Source organism: Halorubrum halophilum, from assembly GCF_000739595.1.
Lineage (GTDB): Archaea > Halobacteriota > Halobacteria > Halobacteriales > Haloferacaceae > Halorubrum > Halorubrum halophilum.
Genome location: NZ_BBJP01000023.1, coordinates 92018 through 112823 on the forward strand (window position 1 = coordinate 92018; position 20806 = coordinate 112823).

The 20806-nt window shown below is 67.5% G+C and carries 19 protein-coding genes and 1 pseudogene; 14 read left to right on the forward strand and 6 right to left on the reverse strand.

What is annotated here, in order from left to right:
- The first annotated feature begins 49 nt into the window (after window positions 1-49).
- The 10 genes from ACP96_RS08195 to ACP96_RS08230 all read left to right on the forward strand — a co-directional run bounded on the left by ACP96_RS08195 (window position 50) and on the right by ACP96_RS08230 (window position 9203).
- Window positions 50-1288: an ABC transporter substrate-binding protein gene (locus tag ACP96_RS08195; protein WP_050032958.1), complete on the forward strand. Its 1239-nt coding sequence runs from the start codon at window positions 50-52 to the stop codon at window positions 1286-1288.
- Window positions 1285-2286 (forward strand): NAD(P)/FAD-dependent oxidoreductase, encoded by a 1002-nt coding sequence (locus ACP96_RS08200; RefSeq protein WP_050032959.1) that lies wholly within the window; start codon window positions 1285-1287, stop codon window positions 2284-2286. Before ACP96_RS08195 ends, ACP96_RS08200 begins: the two co-directional genes overlap by 4 nt.
- Window positions 2283-3455, forward strand: coding sequence for a FecCD family ABC transporter permease (locus ACP96_RS08205; protein WP_050032960.1), 1173 nt, complete (start codon window positions 2283-2285; stop codon window positions 3453-3455). Before ACP96_RS08200 ends, ACP96_RS08205 begins: the two co-directional genes overlap by 4 nt.
- The gene (locus ACP96_RS08210; RefSeq protein ID WP_050026930.1) at window positions 3456-4346 is read left to right on the forward strand and encodes an ABC transporter ATP-binding protein; all 891 of its coding nucleotides are present in this window, start codon (window positions 3456-3458) and stop codon (window positions 4344-4346) included.
- Between the two features lie 139 nt (window positions 4347-4485).
- Window positions 4486-5718 (forward strand): ABC transporter substrate-binding protein, encoded by a 1233-nt coding sequence (locus ACP96_RS08215; RefSeq protein WP_050032961.1) that lies wholly within the window; start codon window positions 4486-4488, stop codon window positions 5716-5718.
- Window positions 5719-5720: 2 nt separating this feature from the next.
- Window positions 5721-6998 carry an ABC transporter substrate-binding protein gene (locus tag ACP96_RS08220; RefSeq protein ID WP_050032962.1) on the forward strand — a complete coding sequence of 426 codons (1278 nt, stop codon included), beginning with the start codon at window positions 5721-5723 and terminating at the stop codon, window positions 6996-6998.
- On the forward strand, window positions 6999-7175 hold the full coding sequence (locus ACP96_RS19185; RefSeq protein WP_202593927.1) for a hypothetical protein: 177 nt from the start codon (window positions 6999-7001) through the stop codon (window positions 7173-7175).
- Window positions 7172-7324: a hypothetical protein gene (locus ACP96_RS18600; RefSeq protein ID WP_154020436.1), complete on the forward strand. Its 153-nt coding sequence runs from the start codon at window positions 7172-7174 to the stop codon at window positions 7322-7324. Before ACP96_RS19185 ends, ACP96_RS18600 begins: the two co-directional genes overlap by 4 nt.
- Complete coding sequence (locus ACP96_RS08225; protein ID WP_050032963.1) at window positions 7321-8169, forward strand: FAD-dependent oxidoreductase; 849 nt, start codon at window positions 7321-7323, stop codon at window positions 8167-8169. Before ACP96_RS18600 ends, ACP96_RS08225 begins: the two co-directional genes overlap by 4 nt.
- 23 nt (window positions 8170-8192) lie before the next feature.
- The gene (locus tag ACP96_RS08230; protein WP_050032964.1) at window positions 8193-9203 is read left to right on the forward strand and encodes a DUF7551 domain-containing protein; all 1011 of its coding nucleotides are present in this window, start codon (window positions 8193-8195) and stop codon (window positions 9201-9203) included.
- 28 nt (window positions 9204-9231) lie between these two features.
- Here ACP96_RS08230 and ACP96_RS08235 read toward each other — a convergent pair whose 3' ends face one another.
- Entirely contained in the window at window positions 9232-11478 is a 2247-nt protein-coding gene (locus ACP96_RS08235) for an alpha-amylase family glycosyl hydrolase (RefSeq protein WP_050032965.1), read from the reverse strand.
- 103 nt (window positions 11479-11581) lie between these two features.
- On the opposite strand from ACP96_RS08235, the gene ACP96_RS08240 reads away from it, so the two are divergent.
- Window positions 11582-13732: a hypothetical protein gene (locus ACP96_RS08240; protein ID WP_050032966.1), complete on the forward strand. Its 2151-nt coding sequence runs from the start codon at window positions 11582-11584 to the stop codon at window positions 13730-13732.
- 93 nt (window positions 13733-13825) lie between these two features.
- Here the strand turns inward: ACP96_RS08240 and ACP96_RS19725 are convergent, their stop codons facing one another.
- A complete protein-coding gene (locus tag ACP96_RS19725) occupies window positions 13826-13951 on the reverse strand; it encodes a hypothetical protein (protein WP_268762316.1) in 126 nt (41 codons plus the stop codon).
- Between the two features lie 41 nt (window positions 13952-13992).
- Window positions 13993-15233, reverse strand: a pseudogene (locus ACP96_RS08245) (RNA-guided endonuclease InsQ/TnpB family protein).
- A gap of 406 nt (window positions 15234-15639) precedes the next feature.
- On the opposite strand from ACP96_RS08245, the gene ACP96_RS08250 reads away from it, so the two are divergent.
- The 3 genes from ACP96_RS08250 (at window position 15640) to ACP96_RS08260 (ending at window position 18367) form a co-directional block, all read left to right on the forward strand.
- Window positions 15640-16305, forward strand: coding sequence for a ThuA domain-containing protein (locus tag ACP96_RS08250; protein WP_050027096.1), 666 nt, complete (start codon window positions 15640-15642; stop codon window positions 16303-16305).
- 137 nt (window positions 16306-16442) lie between these two features.
- Window positions 16443-17585 carry an SPFH domain-containing protein gene (locus ACP96_RS08255; RefSeq protein WP_050027094.1) on the forward strand — a complete coding sequence of 381 codons (1143 nt, stop codon included), beginning with the start codon at window positions 16443-16445 and terminating at the stop codon, window positions 17583-17585.
- Between the two features lie 161 nt (window positions 17586-17746).
- On the forward strand, window positions 17747-18367 hold the full coding sequence (locus ACP96_RS08260) for a winged helix-turn-helix transcriptional regulator (protein ID WP_050027092.1): 621 nt from the start codon (window positions 17747-17749) through the stop codon (window positions 18365-18367).
- A gap of 34 nt (window positions 18368-18401) precedes the next feature.
- Here ACP96_RS08260 and ACP96_RS08265 read toward each other — a convergent pair whose 3' ends face one another.
- The 3 genes from ACP96_RS08265 to ACP96_RS08275 form a co-directional block, all read right to left on the reverse strand.
- Entirely contained in the window at window positions 18402-18656 is a 255-nt protein-coding gene (locus ACP96_RS08265; protein WP_050027090.1) for a DUF7123 family protein, read from the reverse strand.
- Window positions 18657-18809: 153 nt separating this feature from the next.
- Window positions 18810-19370 (reverse strand): DUF84 family protein, encoded by a 561-nt coding sequence (locus ACP96_RS08270; protein WP_050032967.1) that lies wholly within the window; start codon window positions 19368-19370, stop codon window positions 18810-18812.
- Window positions 19371-19624: 254 nt separating this feature from the next.
- The gene (locus ACP96_RS08275; protein ID WP_050032968.1) at window positions 19625-20737 is read right to left on the reverse strand and encodes a transposase; all 1113 of its coding nucleotides are present in this window, start codon (window positions 20735-20737) and stop codon (window positions 19625-19627) included.
- Window positions 20738-20806 lie beyond the last annotated feature (69 nt).

Consider the following 20806-nt stretch of genomic DNA (forward strand, 5'->3'; position numbering starts at 1 on the left):
CTGCCTAAGATTCGAAAGCAATTTAATGCTTTAGGGTGGCCTAAACCGTATGGGAACGCACGCGAACCGAAATGCGTCGACGCGCCGTGATCTAATCAGGTACGGCGGCGCGGTTGCGGGGGCGGGACTGCTCGCGGGATGTCTCGGAGCCGGATCGGGCGATCCCGGCTCGGACGGCGGCTCCGACGACGAAGAGTCGGGTGGCGACGACGGACCTGCGGGCTCGTACTCCGTCGAGATGGCGCCGGTCGGCGAACTGACGCTCGATTCGGTTCCCGAGAGCGTCATGGTCTACAGCCTCCTGTACGCGGACATGGCGGTCGCGTTCGGCCACGGCGACGCGGTAAACTCGCTCGGCTTCGACGCGGACGCCGGCGGGAACACGCTCGACGCCTACTACGCCGAGCTCGACGGCGTCGAGTTCGATCGGGAGGGGATCCGCCAGCTCAACTCGGGCTCCGGCGACGGGATCACTGTCGACCGGGAGCTGCTCTACGAGCTTGACGCCGACCTCCACCTGGCGGACCCCTGCCTGTTCGCCTCTTTCGAGGGATGGGACGAGGACGACGTGGCGGAGATCCGCGACAACGTCGGACCGTGGTTCGGCAACGTGTACAGCCGCCGGAACTCCGAGCCGCCGGAGTCGTGCCGCGACGACTACGAGTACTACGGACTCTGGGAGATCGCCGAGCGCGTCGCCGGCGCGTTTCGGGAGCCGGAGCGCTACGAGGCGCTCTCGGCGGTCCGCGACGACCTGATCGAGACGGTGCAGGCGGACCTCCCGCCGGAGGAGGAGCGCCCGACGGTCGGGACCCTCCTCTACATGGACGGAACCTACTACCCCTCGCGGCTCGACGAGCCCGGATTCGCCAACGCCCACGTGCGCCCCTTCGGCGTGCCCGACGCGTTCGGCGCCGACGACGTGACCTACGAGACCGCCTACGACCATGAGCAGCTGTTGGAGGTCGACCCCGACGTCATCCTCCACCAGTACGGGATGGAGTCCTACTACGACGTGGCGGGAACCCGCGAGGAGCTCGCCGACCACCCCGTCGCTGGCGAGCTCTCCGCGATCGAGAACGACCGGTTCTACCCCTCGGGCGACCCGGTTCAGGGGCCGATCATGAACCTCTTCCAGATCGAGATGACCGCAAAACAGCTATTCCCCGAGCGGTTCGGCGAGTGGCCGGCCTACGAGCTCGGCGACGGCTACCCGGAGATTCCCGAGTCCGAGCGGCTCTTCGATCGCGACCGGGTCGCGGCGATCGTCGCGGGTGATGCAGAATGACCGGCGAGAGAGTCCGCGCGGAGACCGACGAAACCGACCGCGAGGGGACCGCCAAGGCGGTCGACTACGACGCGGTCGTGGTCGGCGGCGGCCCCGCCGGCTGCTCGGCCGCCGTCTTCCTCGCCCGCGAGGGGGTTGACGTCGCCGTCTTCGACCGCGGCCGGTCGTCGATCGCGCGATGCGCCCACCTCGGCAACTACCTCGGCTTCCCGGCCGGGATCGACGTCGAGACGTTCTACGACCTCCTGCACGACCACGTCGAGCGGGCGGGCGCCGAACTCGTCGACGATCTGGTCGAATCGGTCGAATCGGTCGGAGGACGGGACGGCGACGCGGCGGAGCCGCGCTTCCGCGTCACCCCGCAGGAGGGCGAGCCGGTCACCGCCCGCCGCGTGATCGCGGCGACCCGGTACGACGGCGAGTACCTCCGGGGGCTCGACGACGACGCGGCGATGTTCGAGACGCACGAGCACGGCGGCGAGGTCCGCGAGCACTTCGACCGGGAGTACGCCGACCCCGACGGGACGACGCCGGTCGACGGGCTCTACGTCGTCTCCCCCTCCGAGGCCAGCCAGCAGGCGATCACGGCGGCCGGGCGCGGCGCCCGCGTCGCTCGGCAGCTTATCACGGACGCGCGGATCGCGGACGGCTGGTGGCCCGCGGCGGCCGAGGGCGTCGACTGGGTGCGCCGCGAGGCCGAGCGCGAGGACGAGTGGGGAGACCGCGAGCGGTGGATCGAGCGGTTCGACGAGCGCCACGCCGACGCCCGCGTCGACCCGGACTCGGAGCGGTTTGCCCGCGTCCGCGAGGCGGCGATCGACGAGGCGCTGTCCGCGTACGTCGACGCCGACGAGGCCGAGGCGCGGGCGACTGAGGGCCGGCGCGCGCTCGCCGGCCACCTCGACCCTGACGCCGTCGTCGACGCTCACGGCGCCGAGGCGTTGCTCGACGCGATGGACGACGAGGCGATCGCCGCGTACGCCGAGGGGGCGCGATGAGCGGCGGGCGGTCGGTCGCCGGCGAGAGCGCGGCGCGACGGGCGTCGGAGGGGCGGCTCGGATGGCTGTTCGACTCCAAGCTGGTCACGGTCGCGCTCGCCAGCGTCGCGGTCGTCGTCGCCGGCGGGCTCGTGCAGGTGAGTTTCGGCGCGTACTCGATGACGGTCGGGGAGGCGTGGCGCGCCGTCCTCGACCCTGCGGTCCTCCTTGACCCCCGCTGGCTGCTGAACTTCCTCGTCGGCGAGGGGTTGATGCGGTCGATCACGGGCTTTCAGGGAGAGCTGCCCGAGCTGGCACACGGGACGCTCATCGTCTGGAACATCCGGCTCCCGCGGGTGTTGGTCGCCGCCGTCGTCGGGATGAACCTCGGCGTCTCGGGGGCGATCTTCCAGGCAGTCACTCGAAACGAGTTAGCGAGCCCGTTCATCCTCGGCGTCTCCTCGGGCGCGGGGCTGATGATCCTGCTGACGCTCGTGGTGTTCGGGGGACTCTCGGCGTTCCTCCCGCTGATCGCGGCGCTCGGCGGCGCGGTCGCGTTCCTGATCGTCTACGTGATCGCGTGGAAGAACGGGACGAGCCCGGTTCGACTCGTGCTCGCGGGCGTGATCGTCGGGACCATCTTCAACAGCCTCCAGACGGGGCTGTTCTTCTTCGCGGACGACATCGGCGTCGTCCAGTCGGCGATCCAGTGGACGACGGGGTCGCTGACGGGGACCGACTGGGAGCAGGTCCGGATGGCGCTGCCGTGGACGATCGTGGCAATGGTGTTGTCGCTCGCGGGCTCGCGCCAGCTGAACCTCCTCCTCCTCGGCGAGCAGACGGCGAAGTCGCTGGGGATGTCGATCGAGAAGGTGCGGTTCGCGCTCTCCGGCGTCGCCGTGTTGGCGGCGGCCGCCAGCATCGCGGTAGCGGGCATCGTCAGCTTCGTGGGGCTGATCGTCCCCCACATGGTTCGAAACCTCGTCGGCAGCGACTACAAGCGGGTGATCGTCGGCTGCCTGTTCGTCGGCCCGGCGCTGATGGTCGCGGCCGACGTGGGCGCGCGGCTCGGGATGGGCGTCCTCACGGGCGCGGACTCGCAGATCCCGGTCGGTATCGTCACCGGGCTGATCGGCGGCCCGTACTTCCTGTACCTGATGCGGAAACAGCAGAGCATGGGTGATCTCTAAATGTCAACGGAACGCGCGAACGCGACGGAGACGGACGAACCGGGCGGAACGAACGAAGCGATCGGGGCTGGCGGCGCGGACGACGGGGGAGACGCGAGCGACCTCGACGGCGAGGACCTCGTGCTGGGGTATCCGAACGCCCCGGAGCCCGTCATCGACGGCGAGTCGCTCGCGGCCGAGCCCGGCGCGGTCACTGCCCTCGTCGGCCCGAACGGCTCGGGGAAGAGCACCCTGCTGAAGGGGTTGGCGAACCAGATCTCGCCGGACGGCGGCTCCGTGCTGGTCGACGGCCAGGACGTCCACTCGATGGACACGAAGGCGCTCGCGCGGAAGCTCGGGCTGCTCTCGCAGGAGAGCACGTCGCCGAGCAGCATCTCCGTCGACGAGCTGGTGTACCACGGTCGGTATCCACACCGCGGGTTCTTCGAGCAGACCACTGAGGAGGACGCCCGCGCCGTTGAGCAAGCGATCGAGCTGGCCGGCTGCGGCCACCTGCGCGACCGCGAGGTCGGGAGCCTCAGCGGCGGGCAGAAGCAGCTGGCGTGGATCGCGATGGTGCTCGCGCAGGACACGGACGTGCTCCTGCTGGACGAGCCGACGACGTTCCTCGATCTCCACCACCAGATGGAAGTGATGGAGATCATCGAGACGCTACGCGACGAGAGCGACGTGACCGTCGTCGTCGTGCTCCACGATATCGAGCAGGCCGCCCGGCTCGCCGACCGGATGGTCGCGCTCAAGGACGGCGAGATCCGAGCGTGCGGGGCGCCCGAAGCGATCGTCACCGAGGAGCTGCTCGCGGACGTGTTCCGGATCGACGCCGAGGTCGTCGACACCGAGCGCGGGCCGCAGGTGACCCCGATCCGCGCGCGACACGAAGACACAGAGTAGCCCGACACGCGGCCTGCGCGTCGAGGGCTCGGAGATCACCGCCGCTGACCGTGCTCCGGCTAGTAGACGATCTGTGTGGAACATTTTAGGCATGCCTAAAAACCGGAACGACTATATTGTTTTAGGCTAGCCTAAAAATATGCGTGGAGATGACGCGACACGCGGCGACCCGACCCGCAGAGCCTTCGCAAAGTACGGCGGCGCCGTCGCCCTCGGCGGTCTCCTCGCCGGCTGCACCGAGGGAAGCGCCGACGGTAACAGCGGTGACGGTACCGAGATCGGTGAGAGCGGCAACGACACGGACACCGCCTCGACGACCTCAACTGAACCGGACACCGAGGGCGAAGAGTCGGGCGGGGTCTCGTACACCGCCGCCATGGAGCCGGTTGGCGAGGTGACTTTCGAAGCGGTCCCGGAGCGGTGGGTCGCGTACGACGGCGGCTTCGCGGACATGGCCGTCGCACTGGGGAGAGGCGACGGGCTGGCCGGCGTCGGCAACGCCGACCGGTACTACACGTACGTCTACGACGAGCTCCCCGGAGTCGACGTCGATCGGAGCCCGATCGAGGCGCACCCGCAGGTCAGGACGAAAGAGGAGTTCTACGAGCTCGACGCCGACATCCACCTGTACGACCCCCAGATGCTCGTCAACTGGTTCGACTGGGGGGAAGACGATGTCGCGGAGATCCGCGACAACGTCGCCCCGTTCTTCGGAAATCTGATCTTCCGGCGATCCGACGGCTGGCACGACTACCGGTACTACACGCTGTACGAGGCGTTCGAGCGGGTGGCGACGGCGTTCGACGAGCGCGAGCGCTACGAGGCGTTCGCCGAGTTCCACGAGTCGTTCATCGCGGACGCACAAGCGCGTCTTCCGCCGACAGACGACCGACCGAGCGTGTTCCTGACGTTCGAGGGAACCGACGAGCCCGAGACCTTCTCGCCGTACCGACTGGTCGACAAGGGGACGAGCAAGAAGCAGTGGCTCGATCTGGGCGTGACCGACGCGCTCGCGGGAACGGACGTCGAAAACCTCAGCACCACTAACCGCGGCGAACTCGACTACGAGAACCTGCTTGAACTGGACCCGGACGTGATTCTCGTCCGCGGACACGAGCGCAAATCGCCGACGGAGTTCCGTGACACCGTCCTCGCGTACATGGAGGATCACCCCGTCGGGAGCGAACTCACGGCGGTCCAGAACGGCCGCGTGTACCGCGGTGGCTACCTCAATCAGGGGCCGATTCACAACCTGTTCTTGACCGAACGAGCCGCGAAGCAGCTCTACCCGGAAGAGTTCGGTCCTGTCACCGGCGACGCGGAGCTGTTTGACCGCCAGCGCGTTGCGGACATCATCAACGGAGCGTTCTGACGATGGATTCAAACGAGACAACCGATACTACCGGGACGATCGAACGCGAGACGCCGACGCGGAGGGAGACGATCACGTACGGCGGCGCCGTCGCCCTCGGCGGCCTCCTCGCCGGTTGCATCGGCGGCGGCGACGGCGACGAGGGCGATTCGTCCGCCGACGGCGCGACCGAGAACGGCTCGACCGACGACAGCTCGACCGACGACGACTCGGAGGAGTCACAGACCGAGGACGACGCCGAGGAGAGCTACACGGCGTCGATCTCGCCGACGGGAGCGGTCACCTTCGAGTCGCCGCCGGAGACGGTGTTCACGCGGCTCACCCACCACGCGGACATGGCGTTCGCGCTCGGTCGGGGAGACGATGTCACCGCGCTGCATGCGCCCGACTACTACGACGGGCTCTGGAACCAGTACGTCGAGCGCCTGCCGGGCGTCTCGCTCGACTGGTCCGGACTCTACTCCTCGTGGGAGCCGGACAAGGAGAAGCTGTACGACCTCGACAGCGACATTCACCTCGCGGACCCCGCGTGGGTGACGCAACTGGAGGGGTGGGGGCGCGAGGATATCGACGAGATCGCCGAGAACGTCTCGCCGTGGTTCGGCAACTCCCTCAGCGACCGCCACCAGGAGCCGACACCCGAGTGGGCCGACGGCTACGAGTACTACGGGCTCTGGGAGCAGTTCGAGATCGTCGCCCGGGCGTTCGACGAGAACGAGCGCTACGAGGCGCTCGCGGAGGTCCGCGAGGGCCTCCTGTCGACGATCGACGAGCGGCTCCCGCCGGAGGAGGAGCGTCCGACCGCGGTCATGATCGCCGCCGCCGACATCGAACAGATCTACGCGTACACCCTGAGCAACCCCGGCTTCCTCACGTCGCACACGCGCCCGCTCGGGCCGCGCGACGCGTTCGAGGGGAGCGTCGAGTCCGGGACCGTCGTCGACTTCGAGACGATCCTCGAGGCGGACCCCGACGTCATCCTCTACCTCGGCGGCATGGAGCCGGGAACGGACATGGCCGGGCGCCGGACCGCCTTCGAGGAGGACCCCGTCGGCTCGGAGGTCACGGCGGTTCGGAACGACCGCATCCACCCGCAGGGCGCCCGGTATCAGGGACCGATCCTGAATCTCTTCCAGATCGAGATGACGGCGAAACAGCTCTACCCCGACGAGTTCGGCGCGTGGCCGCGGTACGAGTCGGGACCGTACCCGGAGATTCCCGAGGGCGAACGGCTGTTCGACCGCCAGCGCGTCGCGGACGCCATCAACGGGGACCTGTAGATGCGCGCCCGCGAGTGGGCGGTCGCGGCCGCCTTCGGCGACCCGACGGAGTACGACGTGCCGGCCCTCCCGACGTGGCGGGTCGAGCGCGGCGCCGACGGCCACCTCGCGTTCGCGGCGGCCGATCGCGACGAGCCGTTCATCGCGGCGGAGCGACCGGTTCGGGTGCGGCGATGAGCGCCGGGCGCCCCCGCCCCGACGAGGCCGCGGATCCGGCCGGAGCCGACCCGGCTCGGGACCGAAGCGACTACGACGGCTCGCGCGCGCCGACGGGTATGGCGAACGGAAACGACGACTCGCGACTCGAACGGAGGATCGACCGATGAGCGGTGACGAGACGCCCGGGGACGACGAGGCCGACTCGCGCCGCTCCCGCGACGTGGTCGTCGTCGGCGGGGGCGTCGCGGGCCTCTCGGCGGCCGTGTTCACGGCCCGGCAGGGGCTCGACACGCTCGTGATTGATGACGGCGGGTCGCTCCTCCGACGGAACGCGCACTTGGAGAACTTCCCCGGGTTCCCGCTCGGCGTGGACGCCCGGCGCCTGCTCGACCTCCTCGCAGAGCAGGCCGCGACCGCGGGTGCCGACCGGCTCGACGGCCGGGCGACGCGCGTCGCGGCGGTCGATGAGGGCGAGGGCGCTCAGGCCGGGGGCGACGAAGCGCGCGACGACGCCCGATTCGTCGTCGAGGTCGACGCAGACGACCGCAACGACCGCAACGACCCCGGCGACCTCGGTGACCCGATCCGGACCCGGTACGTCGTCGCGGCGACGAAAAACGAGGTGGGCTACCTCGACGGCGTCGAGGGAGTCGGGATCCTCGACCGCGGGAAGTCGTACGTCGACACCGACGAGCGCGGGCGGACCGGCGTCGACGGGTTGTACGCGGCCGGGCGGCTCGCGGAGAAGCCGCACCAAGCGGCGGTGTGCGCGGGTCACGGCGCGGAGGTCGGCGTGACGCTCTTGGAGGAGGACGACCGCGGGTTTTACCACGACTGGGTCGCGCCCGACGGGTACTTCACCGACCGGGGTCGGCAGGTGCCGCCGGGCTGCGAAGAGATCGACGACGACGAGCGACGCGAGCGCGAGGAGGCATCGCGCGAGGCGATCCGGGAGCGGTTCGCGGCGCTGCACCCGGACCCGCAGGAGACGCATCCGAGCTTGGAGGAGTGAGCCGCACGCGGAGGTGACATCACGTGATCGGAACGACGCTACTCGAGATCAGCGACCACATCGAATCGCTCGCGAGCGACACGGGCGAGTACTCACTCGTCTGCGCGCGGTACGGCGACCGACCGGTCCCGGCGGCCGGGCTCCGGTTCGAGAGCCGCGCCGTCGCGCGTGCCGCGGCGCGCGCCACCGAGCAGTACCGCGACGCGCTCCGCCGGTACGACCCGCGGCTGCCGTACTACGACGTGATCGTTCGACAGGAGTTCTTGGACGACCATTCGGCGACCGAACCCGAGGCTGACGCCGGAGATCGGGACAAAGCACACGACGTGCGGCGGTTCTCGGCCGCGGAGGCGACCGATTGGACCCTTTCCGACCCGGCCGTAGCGGCAGTGGAGGAAGCCGGCGGTCGGGACGGCCGAGACGGGTCGGAAGCCCCGAGCGACGGGGACGACGACCGCGGGCGCGATCGCGTCGAGTTCTGCCACGAGGCGGCGGCCGCGGTGTTCGAGGCGTTGTCCGCGGGCGGTCACGACGACGCCGAGTCGGCGGTGATGGACGCCTACTTCGACCTCGCAGAGCGCGTGGGCGATCCGGATGACCTCTGTCTGTGCCTCCTCGAAGCGATGGCCGAGGCCCTCCATCGGCGGCTCACACCGGACGAACAGGCCTCGGTGCTCTCGGCCGCGGCGGCGGGGGTTTCGCCCGTTTCACCGGATACGCCTGTCCCTACGGACGACCCCGTTTCAGGCGCGTTCGACCGCCTCGCCGGGGCCGGCGTCGTCGACGGGTACTCCTGCGATCCCGACTCGGCGGCCGGGAGCGCGACCGTTCTGGTGTCAGAGTACGCGCTCACGGCTCGCGACGGTCGGTTCCCGACGCTGCCGCTGGTCCTCGAACTGTACCGCCGGACGGAACCCGGCCGCCGCCACGAGGCGGTCCGGATCGACTCCGTCGACGAGGGGTGGCGGGTCAGCCTCTCCACCGGCTCCAGCGACGGGCCGGTCGGACTCGCCAGCGCGGCGATCCGGTCGTAACTGGCAGTGGGATCGCCCCGTGCCGGCGCTACCGGAGGACTACGACGCTTTCGACCGCAACTCTCTCATCGACGGATCTCCCGGCCTCGCCCGCGAACAGGTCTGTCTCGAACTCCGGCGGAACCGTCACGATTGCCGGTGTGTCGGCGAAGTTAACGACGACGAGGAGTGGATCGGCCACCGCTCCATCGCCCTCCGAACCGTCAGTCGCGGGCGTCCGCTCGTACGCCGTCACGCGCTCGGGGTCGCCGTCGACGACCGACACGTCGGCGGCGCGGCCCGCGAAGTCGACGGCGCCGTCCCGGAGGAGCGGTTCGCGCTTCCGGAGCGCGGCGAGGTCGCGGTGGAAGTCGGTGAGGGCGTTGTCGCCGTCGTGCCAGCGTATCGGTCCGCGATACGTCTCGTTGCCGCGCTCCTGTCCGGCGTAGATCATCGGCGCGCCGGGAAGGGTGAAGACGGTCGCGGCGGCCGCCTGCAGCGCCTCTCGGCCGTACTCCGCGAGGTAGCGCTCCTCGTCGTGGTTCTCGACGTAGCGCATCTGGCGGCTCGGGTCGTCGAACCCGAGCCACTCGGCGCGGGCGAACGCGTCCGCGATCGCGTCCGCGGGCGCATCGCCCGCCCCGATCTTCCGGAGGGCGCGGTACAGCGAAGTGTCGTAGTGGACGTCGAACTCCCCCTCGCCGTAGAAGGGGTCGTGCGGGAGCGTCTCGTCGAGGAGGAGGAAATCGTCGGGCACGCGGTCGGCGACCTCCTTCCAGAAGCCGTGCGGGACGCCCCACGCCACGTCGGCGCGGAAGCCGTCGACGACCGCGCTCCACTCGTCGACCACGTCTAGCAGCCACGCGCGCACCGCCGGGCTGTCGAAGTTGAGGTTCGGGATCCGCCGCCAGTTGAAGTAGTACTCCGGCATGTCACCGTCGGCGAGCTCCGCCCAGTCCGTGTCGGTCACGTCGAAGGCGCCGTCGGTCCGGCGGTAGTGGTCGGCGTACTCGTCGACCCCTGCGGCGTGCATCTGGAAGGCGGGGTGATCGCGGGAGGTGTGGTTGATCACCAGATCGAAGATCACCCGGATCCCCGCCTCGTGGCAGGCCGCGACCAAGGATTCGAACGCCTCGCGCGAGCCGAGGTCGGCGGCGGTGTCGTGGTAGTCGGTGACGTGGTAGCCGTGGTCCGTCGGCGACGCGAGCACGGGCGTGAGCCAGAGCGCGTCGACGCCGAGACTCTCGACGTAAGGGACCCGGCGCTCGATCTCGCGGAACGTCGTCGGGAGCGTGTCCCCCGCGAACGACCGGACGAAGACCTCGTAGATCGCCGGCGAGTCGGCCCACTCGGGGGGCGCGTGGGGGTCAGCGATCGTCACTGATCCCCTCTCGTCCGACCCTGCGGTCCCGCTCCCGTCTCGCTCGATCCGCACCGTCTCAGCCGCGCCGTACCGGTCCGCGTGCGGGACGGCGTGGATCCGAACCCCGTCCGAGAGGTCGGCGGGAAGCTCCGAGACCGGGACCGAGAGTGTGTCGCCCGCCGCCAGCGACTCGATCCGCGCGACCGTCTCGGGGGACGCGTCGCGGTCGTCGACCAGGAAGTCGACGGTGACGGGCGACTCGCCGCCGTTCCGCCCGGTATCACCGCTGTCGTCGAGGTCGGGCGGCGCCGCGGCGTCGGCGGTGATTCGGACGGACGGGTCGTCGGCGTCGCCGCTCCCGTCACCCTCTCTCGCCTCCCCCTCGACCACCGCCGCCGACATCGAGACGCGCGGTCGACCCGGGCCCGAAACGGTCACCTCGTCGCGGTGCCCGTTTCCCGGGTCGTCGTTGGCGACGAAGCTGAACCCGTGGCGGCCGGGCGGGACGCGGACCTCACAGACCCAGTCGCCGCCGTCGCGCTCGGGGCGGTCGCGGGCGAGCAGGCGGTCGTTGTGGGGCCACATCAGCGAGACGCGGTCCACGTCGCCGTCGTCGACCGGGAGGTCCGCGGCGGGGACGCGGAGTTCCACCGACCGCCGCTCGTCGGGGTAGGCGCGCACGCGCTGGCGGTGCGTCCCGTCCGGGGCGTCGAGCGTTAGGACGTAGGTACCGGGGGCGTCGGGACGGAGGTGAACGACCGGCGCGTCCGGGCGACTCGTCTGGCCGGAATCGAGCGTTTCTCCCTCCCCACCGCTCTCGGCCGGCGCGTCGCGGAGCGTCCACTCGTAGGTGCCGTCGGGGTCGGGACTCCGCGGAGCCAGCTCGACGGATTCGCCGACGCTCGTCGCGCGCGGCGGCCCGGGTTCGTGCATACGGGGTCCCGATTGCGCCCCGGCTTGAGCGTTTCCGTTCTCCGAACGCATGAACAACTCTTACACTCAAACTTCATACGCGGAGGGGTCGTTCACCCGCGTAATGCAACTCCGCGACGCGCTCGACGACTACAAGCGGCACACCGGGCACGCCACCCGGTTCCCCGGCGAACGCCGGACCGTCACCGGGCGGTTTTCCGGGGGCGACGGGCGGCTCGTCCACGTCGACGCCGGCGGCGAGATCCGCGACTTCGGCTACCCGCTGACCGGGCTGACGGGGCTCGTCAGATCGCGCGTCGGCCTCGCGGTCGGCCGCGACGTCACGTGGCTCGACGAGGTCGCGACCGAGCAGCGCTACGTCGGCGACACGACCCTGATCGAGACCGTCCACGAGACGGATCACGGAACGGTGACCCGTCACGACGCGACGATCGGCGACGCTCACCTCACGCGCGCGACGATCGACGTGGGCGACGACGGGCACGCGAACGTCGACCCCGCCGACCTCTCGCTCGTCGTCTACGCCCGGTTCGCGCCCGACGGGCGCGACGACCGGGTGGGTCAGCTCCGGTACGACGACGCGGTCGAAGTGTATCACGACGACGAGCACGACTTCCTCGCGAGCGACACCGGCTTCACCGACCTGCGGGGCCAGCTCCCGGCGACGTTCCCCGAACTGCTCGACGACACGCCAACCGACCTCCCCCGCGACCGCGGCGGCGACCGCTACGAGGAGGAGCGGCTCTCCGGCGAGGTCGTCGTCGACGCCCCCTTCGAGGAGGGCGTGGCCACGGTCGGTACCCTGCTGACAGACCGCGAGGAGACGACGCGCGAGGCGGCCCGCGTCCGGCTCGACGAACTCTTCGCGGACCTCGACTCTCCCGACGCGCTCGCCGCGGCCGCGGGCGAGACGATCCCCTCGGTCCCCGAGTCGGTTCCGTCCCGCGAGTCGGTCGTCGCCGACCTCCGTGTGCTCTCGCTGCTCTCCGCGGAGTCCGGGCTCCGGATCGCCGGTCCCGACTTCGATCCCTTCTACGCGACCTCTGGCGGCTACGGCTACACGTGGTTCCGCGACGACGCAGAGATCTCGACGTTCCTCCTCGGCGCTGACGCCCGGCTTGGACTCGGGCTCGGCGACTGGCACGCGCGCTCGGCCGAGATGTACGTCGCCACGCAGCGCCCCGACGGATCGTGGCCTCATCGGGTGTGGCCCCGAAACGGCTCGCTCGCGCCGGGCTGGGCGAACGCGCGCATCGAGGACGGTCCCGACGTGGACTACCAGGCCGACCAGACCGGCAGCGTCATCGCCTACCTCGCGCAGGCGCGCGCCGCGGGCGTCGACGCCGAGGGGATCGACGAGAGCCTCGTCGCCGCGCTCGCCGGGCTCGACGAGACGCTCGAAGAAGACGGGCGCCCGGTCGTCTGTCAGAACGCGTGGGAGGACAGCGTCGGCCGGTTCGCGCACACGGCCGCGACGTTCCTGGAGGCGTACAGCGAGCTCGCGCTTCACGGCGACGGTCTGGACCCGGACGCGCTCGACGCGGAGGGAGACCTCGACCCCGCCGCGCTCCCCGAGGACCTCGCCGGCCACGCTCGGAATCAGGCGGCGCGGGTGTACGACGCGCTCGACGACCTGTGGGTCCCCGAACGCGGCTGCTACGCGCTCCGCGAGACGCCCGAGGGCGCGATCGACGACCGGCTCGACTCCTCGACGCTGGCGCTGGCGAGCGCGCACCGCTCGTTCGACGCGCTCGGAGGGGACGAGGTGGCCGGCGACGGTGCCGGCGATGGAGGGGAAGAGACCGGCGCCGTCGACGCCGAGCGCCTCGACCGACTCGTCTCGCACGTCGAGACGGTCGTCGACGGGCTCGCCCGCGAGAGCGACGAGATTTCCGGACTGGTCCGGTACGAGGGCGACGGCTGGCGGCGAGCCGGCCAGCTTTCGGAGAAGGTGTGGACCGTCTCGACCGCGTGGGGTGCGAACGCCTGCGCCGAGCTCGCCGTCCTGCTCGCCGACCGCGACGACCCGCGCGCGGCCGAGATGACCGAGCGCGCCAGAGAGCTGCTCGCTCACGTCTCGCCCGGCGGGACGCTCTGCGAGCCGACGAGCTACCTCCCCGAACAGTTCTTCGACGACGGGACGCCCGACAGCGCGACGCCGCTCGGGTGGCCCCACGCGATCCGGCTGGCGACCGTGGCGCTGCTCGACGACGAGCTCCCGCAGTTCGCCGACCGCGCCATCGCGGACGACTGACGAGACGCGCCACGCTTTCGCTGCGGTATCGCCGACGATCGCCGTCGACGAACGATACCCAACTGCTCCGAAGAATATGCGGTTTAGCGAACGTTACGCGTCGTTTTCGGGCGTCGCGAACCCGACGCCGCCGGCGAGGATCGCGGTTCCGGCGAGGACGGTCGCGCCGAGCACGACGAACACCGTGACGAACAGGCTCAGGACGGCGAACGCGAGCATGACGAACCCGGCGAGCAGTGCACTGGGTGAACTACCCTACCCTACTCGCTCACGGCTGACGCCGTTCGCTCCTTGAGGGTAGGGCTTCCTGCTTCCACGACGCGCTTTGCAGATACAGGCGTATCCACAGGGAGCGCAGTCTCCACAGGCGGTGATTCGGAGTGTCCCACTCCTACTTTGTCGAGGCCGCGAGAAAGGATGTTCCACGCCGCGTTGGCATCTCTGTCCGCCTCGAAACCACAGGCGGGACAGGAGTGTTCACGGACCCACAACGGCTTGTCGGTCGAAACGCCGCACGACGCGCACTCCTTGGTCGTCCCTCTCGGGTTGACCGCCACGAAGTGTGTTCCCTCTCGCTTGCACTTGTATTCGAGCAACGAGAGGAACGTTCGCCACGCGGCAGACGCCGTGTTACGGCTGTTCGACGGCGATTCCATCATTCCCTTCACGTTCAGGTCTTCGACCGCCACGAGATCGTACTCCTGTGCGTAGTACGCCGAGAGTTTGTGCAAGAAGTCGCGGCGTTTCCGTCGCAGGTCAGCGTGATACTCCGCGACGCGCCGTCGTTGCTTTTCGTAATTGTTCGACCCGTGTTGCTTGCGTGAGAGCGTCCGCTGCTCGCGCTCCAAGCGGTCACGTTCGTCGGAGAGATCGAGCGACCCCACGGCGGTTCCATCCGTGTCGTGGGCATACTTGAGAATTCCCACGTCGATTCCGACGCACTTCTCGGGATTCTCGGGAGGTTCTAAGATTTCACGGTCCATTTGGACGCCAAACGTGGCGAACCACTCGCCCGTCGGTTCCTTCTTGACCGTGACCTGCTTGAGTTCGGCGTCATCGGGGATGGCGCGGTGAAGCCGAATTGGTATGTCCGCGAGTTTCGAGAGCGATAGGACAGTCTGACCGCCCTTCTTGTCGAGCTTGAAGCCAGACTGACTGTACGTGAAACTGCGGAACTCCCGTGGCGGCTTCCATTTGAGTTGACCGACGCCGTATCCGTTCTCTTTGAGTTTGGAGAGTGCTTTGAGGTTGTCGAACAGACGCTCTACGACGGTTTGGAGAACCTTCGAGTACAGTCCGAGAGGCCGTCCCACCATTTCTTGAGCTCGGGGAGCTCCGACCGAAGCGTAGTCATGGACGGCAGTTCGCCGTGATCGTCTTGGTACTCGTTGAGGCGATAGAGCGTGTGGTTGTACAGTTGCCTACAGATGTCTCGGTGGCGGTCCAACTCCTCGCGGTGGGTGTCGGACGGCTTGAGACGGTATTTGTAGGCGTAGTACATCTGTTACTCGCGTTCCTCAATGAGTTCGTCCAACTGCTCACGGACGAACGACGAGAGGTTGAGGTGTTGATCCTCAATCCACTCGTCTTGGTCCTCCCGAATGGTGATTGTCTTCCGTTTCACCGTAATGCACATCATGCACGTCACACGTATAACGGCTTCGGTAAACGTGGGCCTGTGGGGCTGCAACAGACCAATGTGCGAACAGATGATGGCGGCGTTGACGAGACGCTCCGCGTCTCGTTCGCACACCAGAAACCTTTGATTTCTGGGGACGCTGTATCCCCACCCTACTTCGCTCCCTTCGGTCGCTCCGTTGAGGGTGGGGGCTTAGCGCCTATATACAGCTAAATCAGTCGAGTTTGGACATCCAAGATTATTTATCATTTCTAACGTATCTCAGTCTATGGCACCACGATCAGTACTCGCAATTGGTGGCAACCGCTTTCCGTTCCATCGCTTTGAGGCACGTGGCCCAGAGATTTCCGCCGTATTCGACGATCAGATCACCTTGAAGCTCACGACCGACAAGGATGATCTCGTCGACCTGTCGGGATACGACGTCATCGTCGATTACCTCACGGACAGTTCCCTGACCGACGAGCAACTCCAAGGACTCCTCTCGTTCGTCGAGGACGGAGGGGGCTACGTGGGCATCCATTGCGCTTCCGATCTGACCAGCACGGAACCTGACGATCCGGATGACGTTATCGATTCTCACGACAATCCCTTCCCGGAACTGCGAGAGCTAATTGGTGGCCACTTCATCACGCACCCGGAACAAGCTGCCCTAGACATCCATATCGTCGACCACCACCACCCCGTCACTGCTGCGATGGATCATCTCACGGTGTGGGATGAACCGTACGTGGTCGACGTCGACGACACCGTGCGAGTACTGGCGCGGATGGATCATCCCGAACACGCCGATACGCCAGTGGTGTGGACCAAGTCCTATGGTGACGGTCGAGTGTTCTATAGCTCGCTCGGCCATAGCACGCCGTCTCTGACCCATGAGGGTGTTCAACGGCTCATTAGAGAAGGGACCCGATGGGCCGCTGGCGATGACTGAGCGAAAAGCGGCTCGAGCGAAGATTTTCGATGAACCGAAAGCGTCTACAATTGTCACCGAGTTGCCGTAGCTCTCCACGCCAACGATAGTCCCGCGGCGGGCGAAGTATTAACAACGGGATAGCCCAAAATTGGGGCATGGATCCGATTACCCTCCAAGCCGGCCTCGGGTTCGGCCTCGTGAGCGTCGGGCTGCTCTTCCTGCTGCTCGTGGTCGTCACCCTCTGGCAGTCGTTCGAGATCGTCGACGCCTACGAGAAGAAGGCCCTCACGGTGTTCGGCGAATACCGGAAGCTGCTCGAGCCCGGAATCAACCTCATCCCGCCGTTCGTCTCCCGCACGTACGCGTTCGACATGCGGACCCAGACGTTGGACGTTCCCCGCCAAGAGGCGATCACGCGGGACAACTCGCCGGTGACCGCAGACGCGGTCGTCTACATCAAGGTGATGGACGCCAAGAAGGCCTTTCTCGAAGTGGACGACTACAAGAAGGCCGTCTCGAACCTCGCGCAGACCACCCTCCGCGCCGTCCTCGGCGACATGGAACTCGACGACACGCTGAACAAACGGCAGGAGATCAACGCGAAGATCCGCAAGGAGTTAGACGAGCCGACCGACGAGTGGGGGATCCGCGTCGAGAGCGTCGAAGTCCGCGAGGTCAACCCCTCGAAGGACGTTCAGCAGGCGATGGAGCAGCAGACCTCCGCCGAGCGTCGCCGGCGCGCGATGATCCTCGAAGCGCAGGGGGAACGCCGCTCCGCGGTCGAGCAGGCCGAGGGTGACAAGCAGTCGAACATCATCCGCGCGCAGGGTGAGAAGCAGAGCCAGATCCTCGAAGCGCAGGGGGACGCGATTTCGACCGTTCTCCGCGCGCGCTCCGCCGAGTCGATGGGCGAACGCGCCATCATCGAGCGCGGCATGGAGACCTTAGAGGAGATCGGCAAGGGCGAGTCGACGACGTTCGTCCTCCCGCAGGAGCTCACCAGCCTCGTCGGCCGCTACGGCAAGGCCCTCTCCGGCTCCGACGTGCAGGATATGGAAGGGCTCGACGGGAAAGAGTTCGACGACGACACCCGGAAGATGCTCGGGCTCGACGACATCGACGAGATCCTCGGCCAGATCGAGGAGTCCGCGGAGATGGACGTCGAGGAGCTAGAGAAGGAGGCAGAGGCGGTCAAGGCCGGCGACGCCGGCGCGGACATCAAGTCGGCCGACGAGGTCATCCAAGAGATGGACGAGGAGCCCGTCGAGGGCGACGTGGAGACCGAACGCGAGAGCTGACCGGCAGGCCCGGGATCGCCGTCGTCGGCAGCGAGAACCTCGTAATCGACGCCGATACCGCGGTCGGCGACCGCGATCTCACTGGCGGCACCCGCGACACGAAACGGTCCGATACCGCCCCGAACGAAGTGTTTTTGTCGGGGCGACGACTATTCAGGGTCGTGACCGACGGTATCGACGGACGGAAGCGCGAGACGCTCCGGCGGTTCGCCGCTATCGGAGCCGCCGCACCGTTCGTCGGGACCGCGAGCGCCGACTCCGGAGACGACGAAGCGGCCGACACGAACGAGACCCGCGAGGCGATCCGGGGATACGTGCCGACGACGCCCGGCGCGCACTTCTCCAAGCTCCGCGACGACCTCCGCCTCGGCACCGGCGAGGCGCAGTATCACCTCCGGAAGTTGGAGGAGGCCAGCGAGATCGAGTCGGCGAAGGACGCCGACTACCGCCGGTACTTCCCGGCCGGCAGGTTCGACGACCTCGACAAGCGTGCGCTCGGGTACCTCCGGCGCGACACGCCCCGCGGGATGGTCCTCACGCTGTTGCGCGATCCGGAGACGACCGGCGCGGAGCTGGCCGCCGAACTCGGTGTCTCCCGGCCGACCGTGAGCACTGCCGCAGCCGACCTCGAGGCGGCCGGGCTCCTCGATCGGACCGACGGCTACGCGCTGACGGAACCGGAGCGATTGCTCACGCTCGTGGTCCGGTACGCCGACTCCTTCGACGCCGACGCCGTCGCCTTCGCGGACGACGCGGCGTCGCTGGTCGCGTACGACCCTTAACCGGACGGTTCACTGCAGATAGAGACGAGTCCGGTCAGAGCGTGACCATCCACGTCGTCCCCGACGAGTAGCCCCACTTTTCGACGTCGATTTCGGTCGCCGCGTCGACGACCGCGCTCATGTTCGCGCCGACCTCCTTTGCCGAGAGATCGAGTTCGTCGGCGATCAGTCGCGACTTGAAGTACGTCTTCTCGGCCGCGTTCTCGCGGAGGTACCGCAGGATGCGCGCCTGTTTCGCGGAGAGACCGACTGATTCGACGGCGGCCGCGTCGGGTTGGACCGTGCTCATACCCGATACAGGTCGTCTCACCCCATAAGGCGGTTGGTAGACCGGATTAACACGCCGCAGTCGTGCGGTTTCTCTCGGTGAGTGGGGTCGCGGCGGGGGGACGAGTGCCCTGTTCAGGTACGATCCTCGAACCGCGAACGCGGTCGGTCGGACTCAGTACAGGCCGGAGACGAACGGCCCGAGCGCTCCCGCCACCGCCGTCGCCAGCGCGTCGGCGCGGTCGACGCGGCCGTTCGTGAGCGCGCCCGCGGCGCCGCCGCGCCTCGCGACCCCGTTCGTGTCGAGGACGTCGTCCATCACGGGGCCGAGCTCCTCCCCCTCGTCGATCCGCGTGGCGATGTCGGTCGGGAGTTCGAGGCTCGGACCCGCGCCGCGTCCGACTCGGGATCCGTCCGAGACCGCCGCCCACATGACGAGGAAAAGCCCGTCGGCGCCGTCGAATCCCGCGACGCCGCCCTCGATGCCGACACCGAGGTCGTACGGTCCCTGATCCGCGTCGAGGACACCCTCAGCCCGGTTCTCGGCGCCGGCGATCGTCTCGGCGTGGCCGGTCGGCTGCTCGCTGACGCCGGAAGAGACGGGGACCGACTCGACCGCGACGGTCCTCGGGTCCCCGCCGAGCTCGTCGACGAGGTCCGTCCCCCGCGACGACTCGAGCACCTGTTCGACCGCGCGCCGCTTCACCGGATTGCCGCTGCCGACGCCGACTCGCATGGCCGCGGTTCGTCGGCGGGCTACAAATAAACAAGGAGAGAGCCCACGGCTTTACAGTAGGTGCCGAAGTACTGGAGAGATTCAATTGATTTCCGTTCCTCGTGGTCGAGAAAGACCGATCAAGTCGATGTTTTTCCTCAGCGAACCACTGTCCGAGAGCGAAGAAAATGGCATCAGCGAGTGGTTTGACGGTCTTGTCAGTAGTCAGCGGCGTGCTGACCCGGAGGAATCCGGGTCAGCCACCGCATCTGTCGCTATCCGTCCGGAACTGACAGCACGAACAGCCGAAACAGTGCTGTCGAGACGGCTGGTCGATCAGTGAATTCTCGCTGATCAGCAAGGAACAGACACACCAGAATCCACAGGTTGTACATCGCCACTGCGAACAGAAACTCGAACAGCCGCACCGGAAATGTCGGTGACGACGTTCGCGGCAGAAACTCACCGATCTTCCGGTAGGAGGTTTCTATTCCCCACCGACGGCGGTATGCTTCTGCAAGCGGTTCAGCGGCATCTTCCGACACCGCACAGTTCGTCACAAGACAAAACGAGTCGTCGTCCCGTGTGCGGTGCGGAACGACGACAAGTGTTACTGGAACCCGGCCGGTCGGTGGATTCTTTCGCACCATCTCGTAATCTGTGACGAATGGAGAAGCGTCGTGGGCGTCAAGCGCGCGCTTGACGCCCACAGTCTGTGGCGCACGCACAACAAACTCGAAATCAAGCTCGACGAACGTCTCAACGAGTGGTACGCGGTAGAAGCCGCGATCACAGTAGACGCGGTTGATCTCGACGAATTGCCGAGCAGTGGTGACGAGCCGGCGAATTGACTCCCGCAGCGTGCGGGAGTCATTCGCCTCAACAGATTCTGCTGCGAGTGTAAATCGAACGGCGGGATCGACAATACAGAGTGTCACAAATGCGTACGCGAGGTTTGTTCCGCGGTCTGGATTGACCGCACAGACGTGCGGTGTGTCGTCAGATCCGTAGTAGAGCCATTCGTGAATGTCTAGGGCAACATCGACAGGACGAGTGAACGCCCGCCGACGGTGGGCGTGAGCGAACGTGGCTGTCCGGACGCCATCGAACTGAGCGTCGATGGCGTCCGGGCTCAGTCCACGAAGGTGGTAGAGCAGTGATTTGGCAAGCGGACTCCGTTGCTGGAGATCGATGTCTTCATTTCGAGCAAGCTGAAGCTCCTTCGCGGTTGTATGGACGAATTCGCCGTCGAAGGAACTCCGAGCGAGGACTCTCTGGAAGTCCTCGCTCGGATACTGTCCGTTCGGTTTCGTCGCAAAATCAAGATGCGTGAATAACAGCGTAGAAGCAGCACGAGATAGCTGCTTCGCCTCAGTTGCGTGGATCATACCGCAGATTGGTCACCAACAACGAAAACAACGACTCAGCTACTTCGGCACCTACTGTTCAGCCGTGGG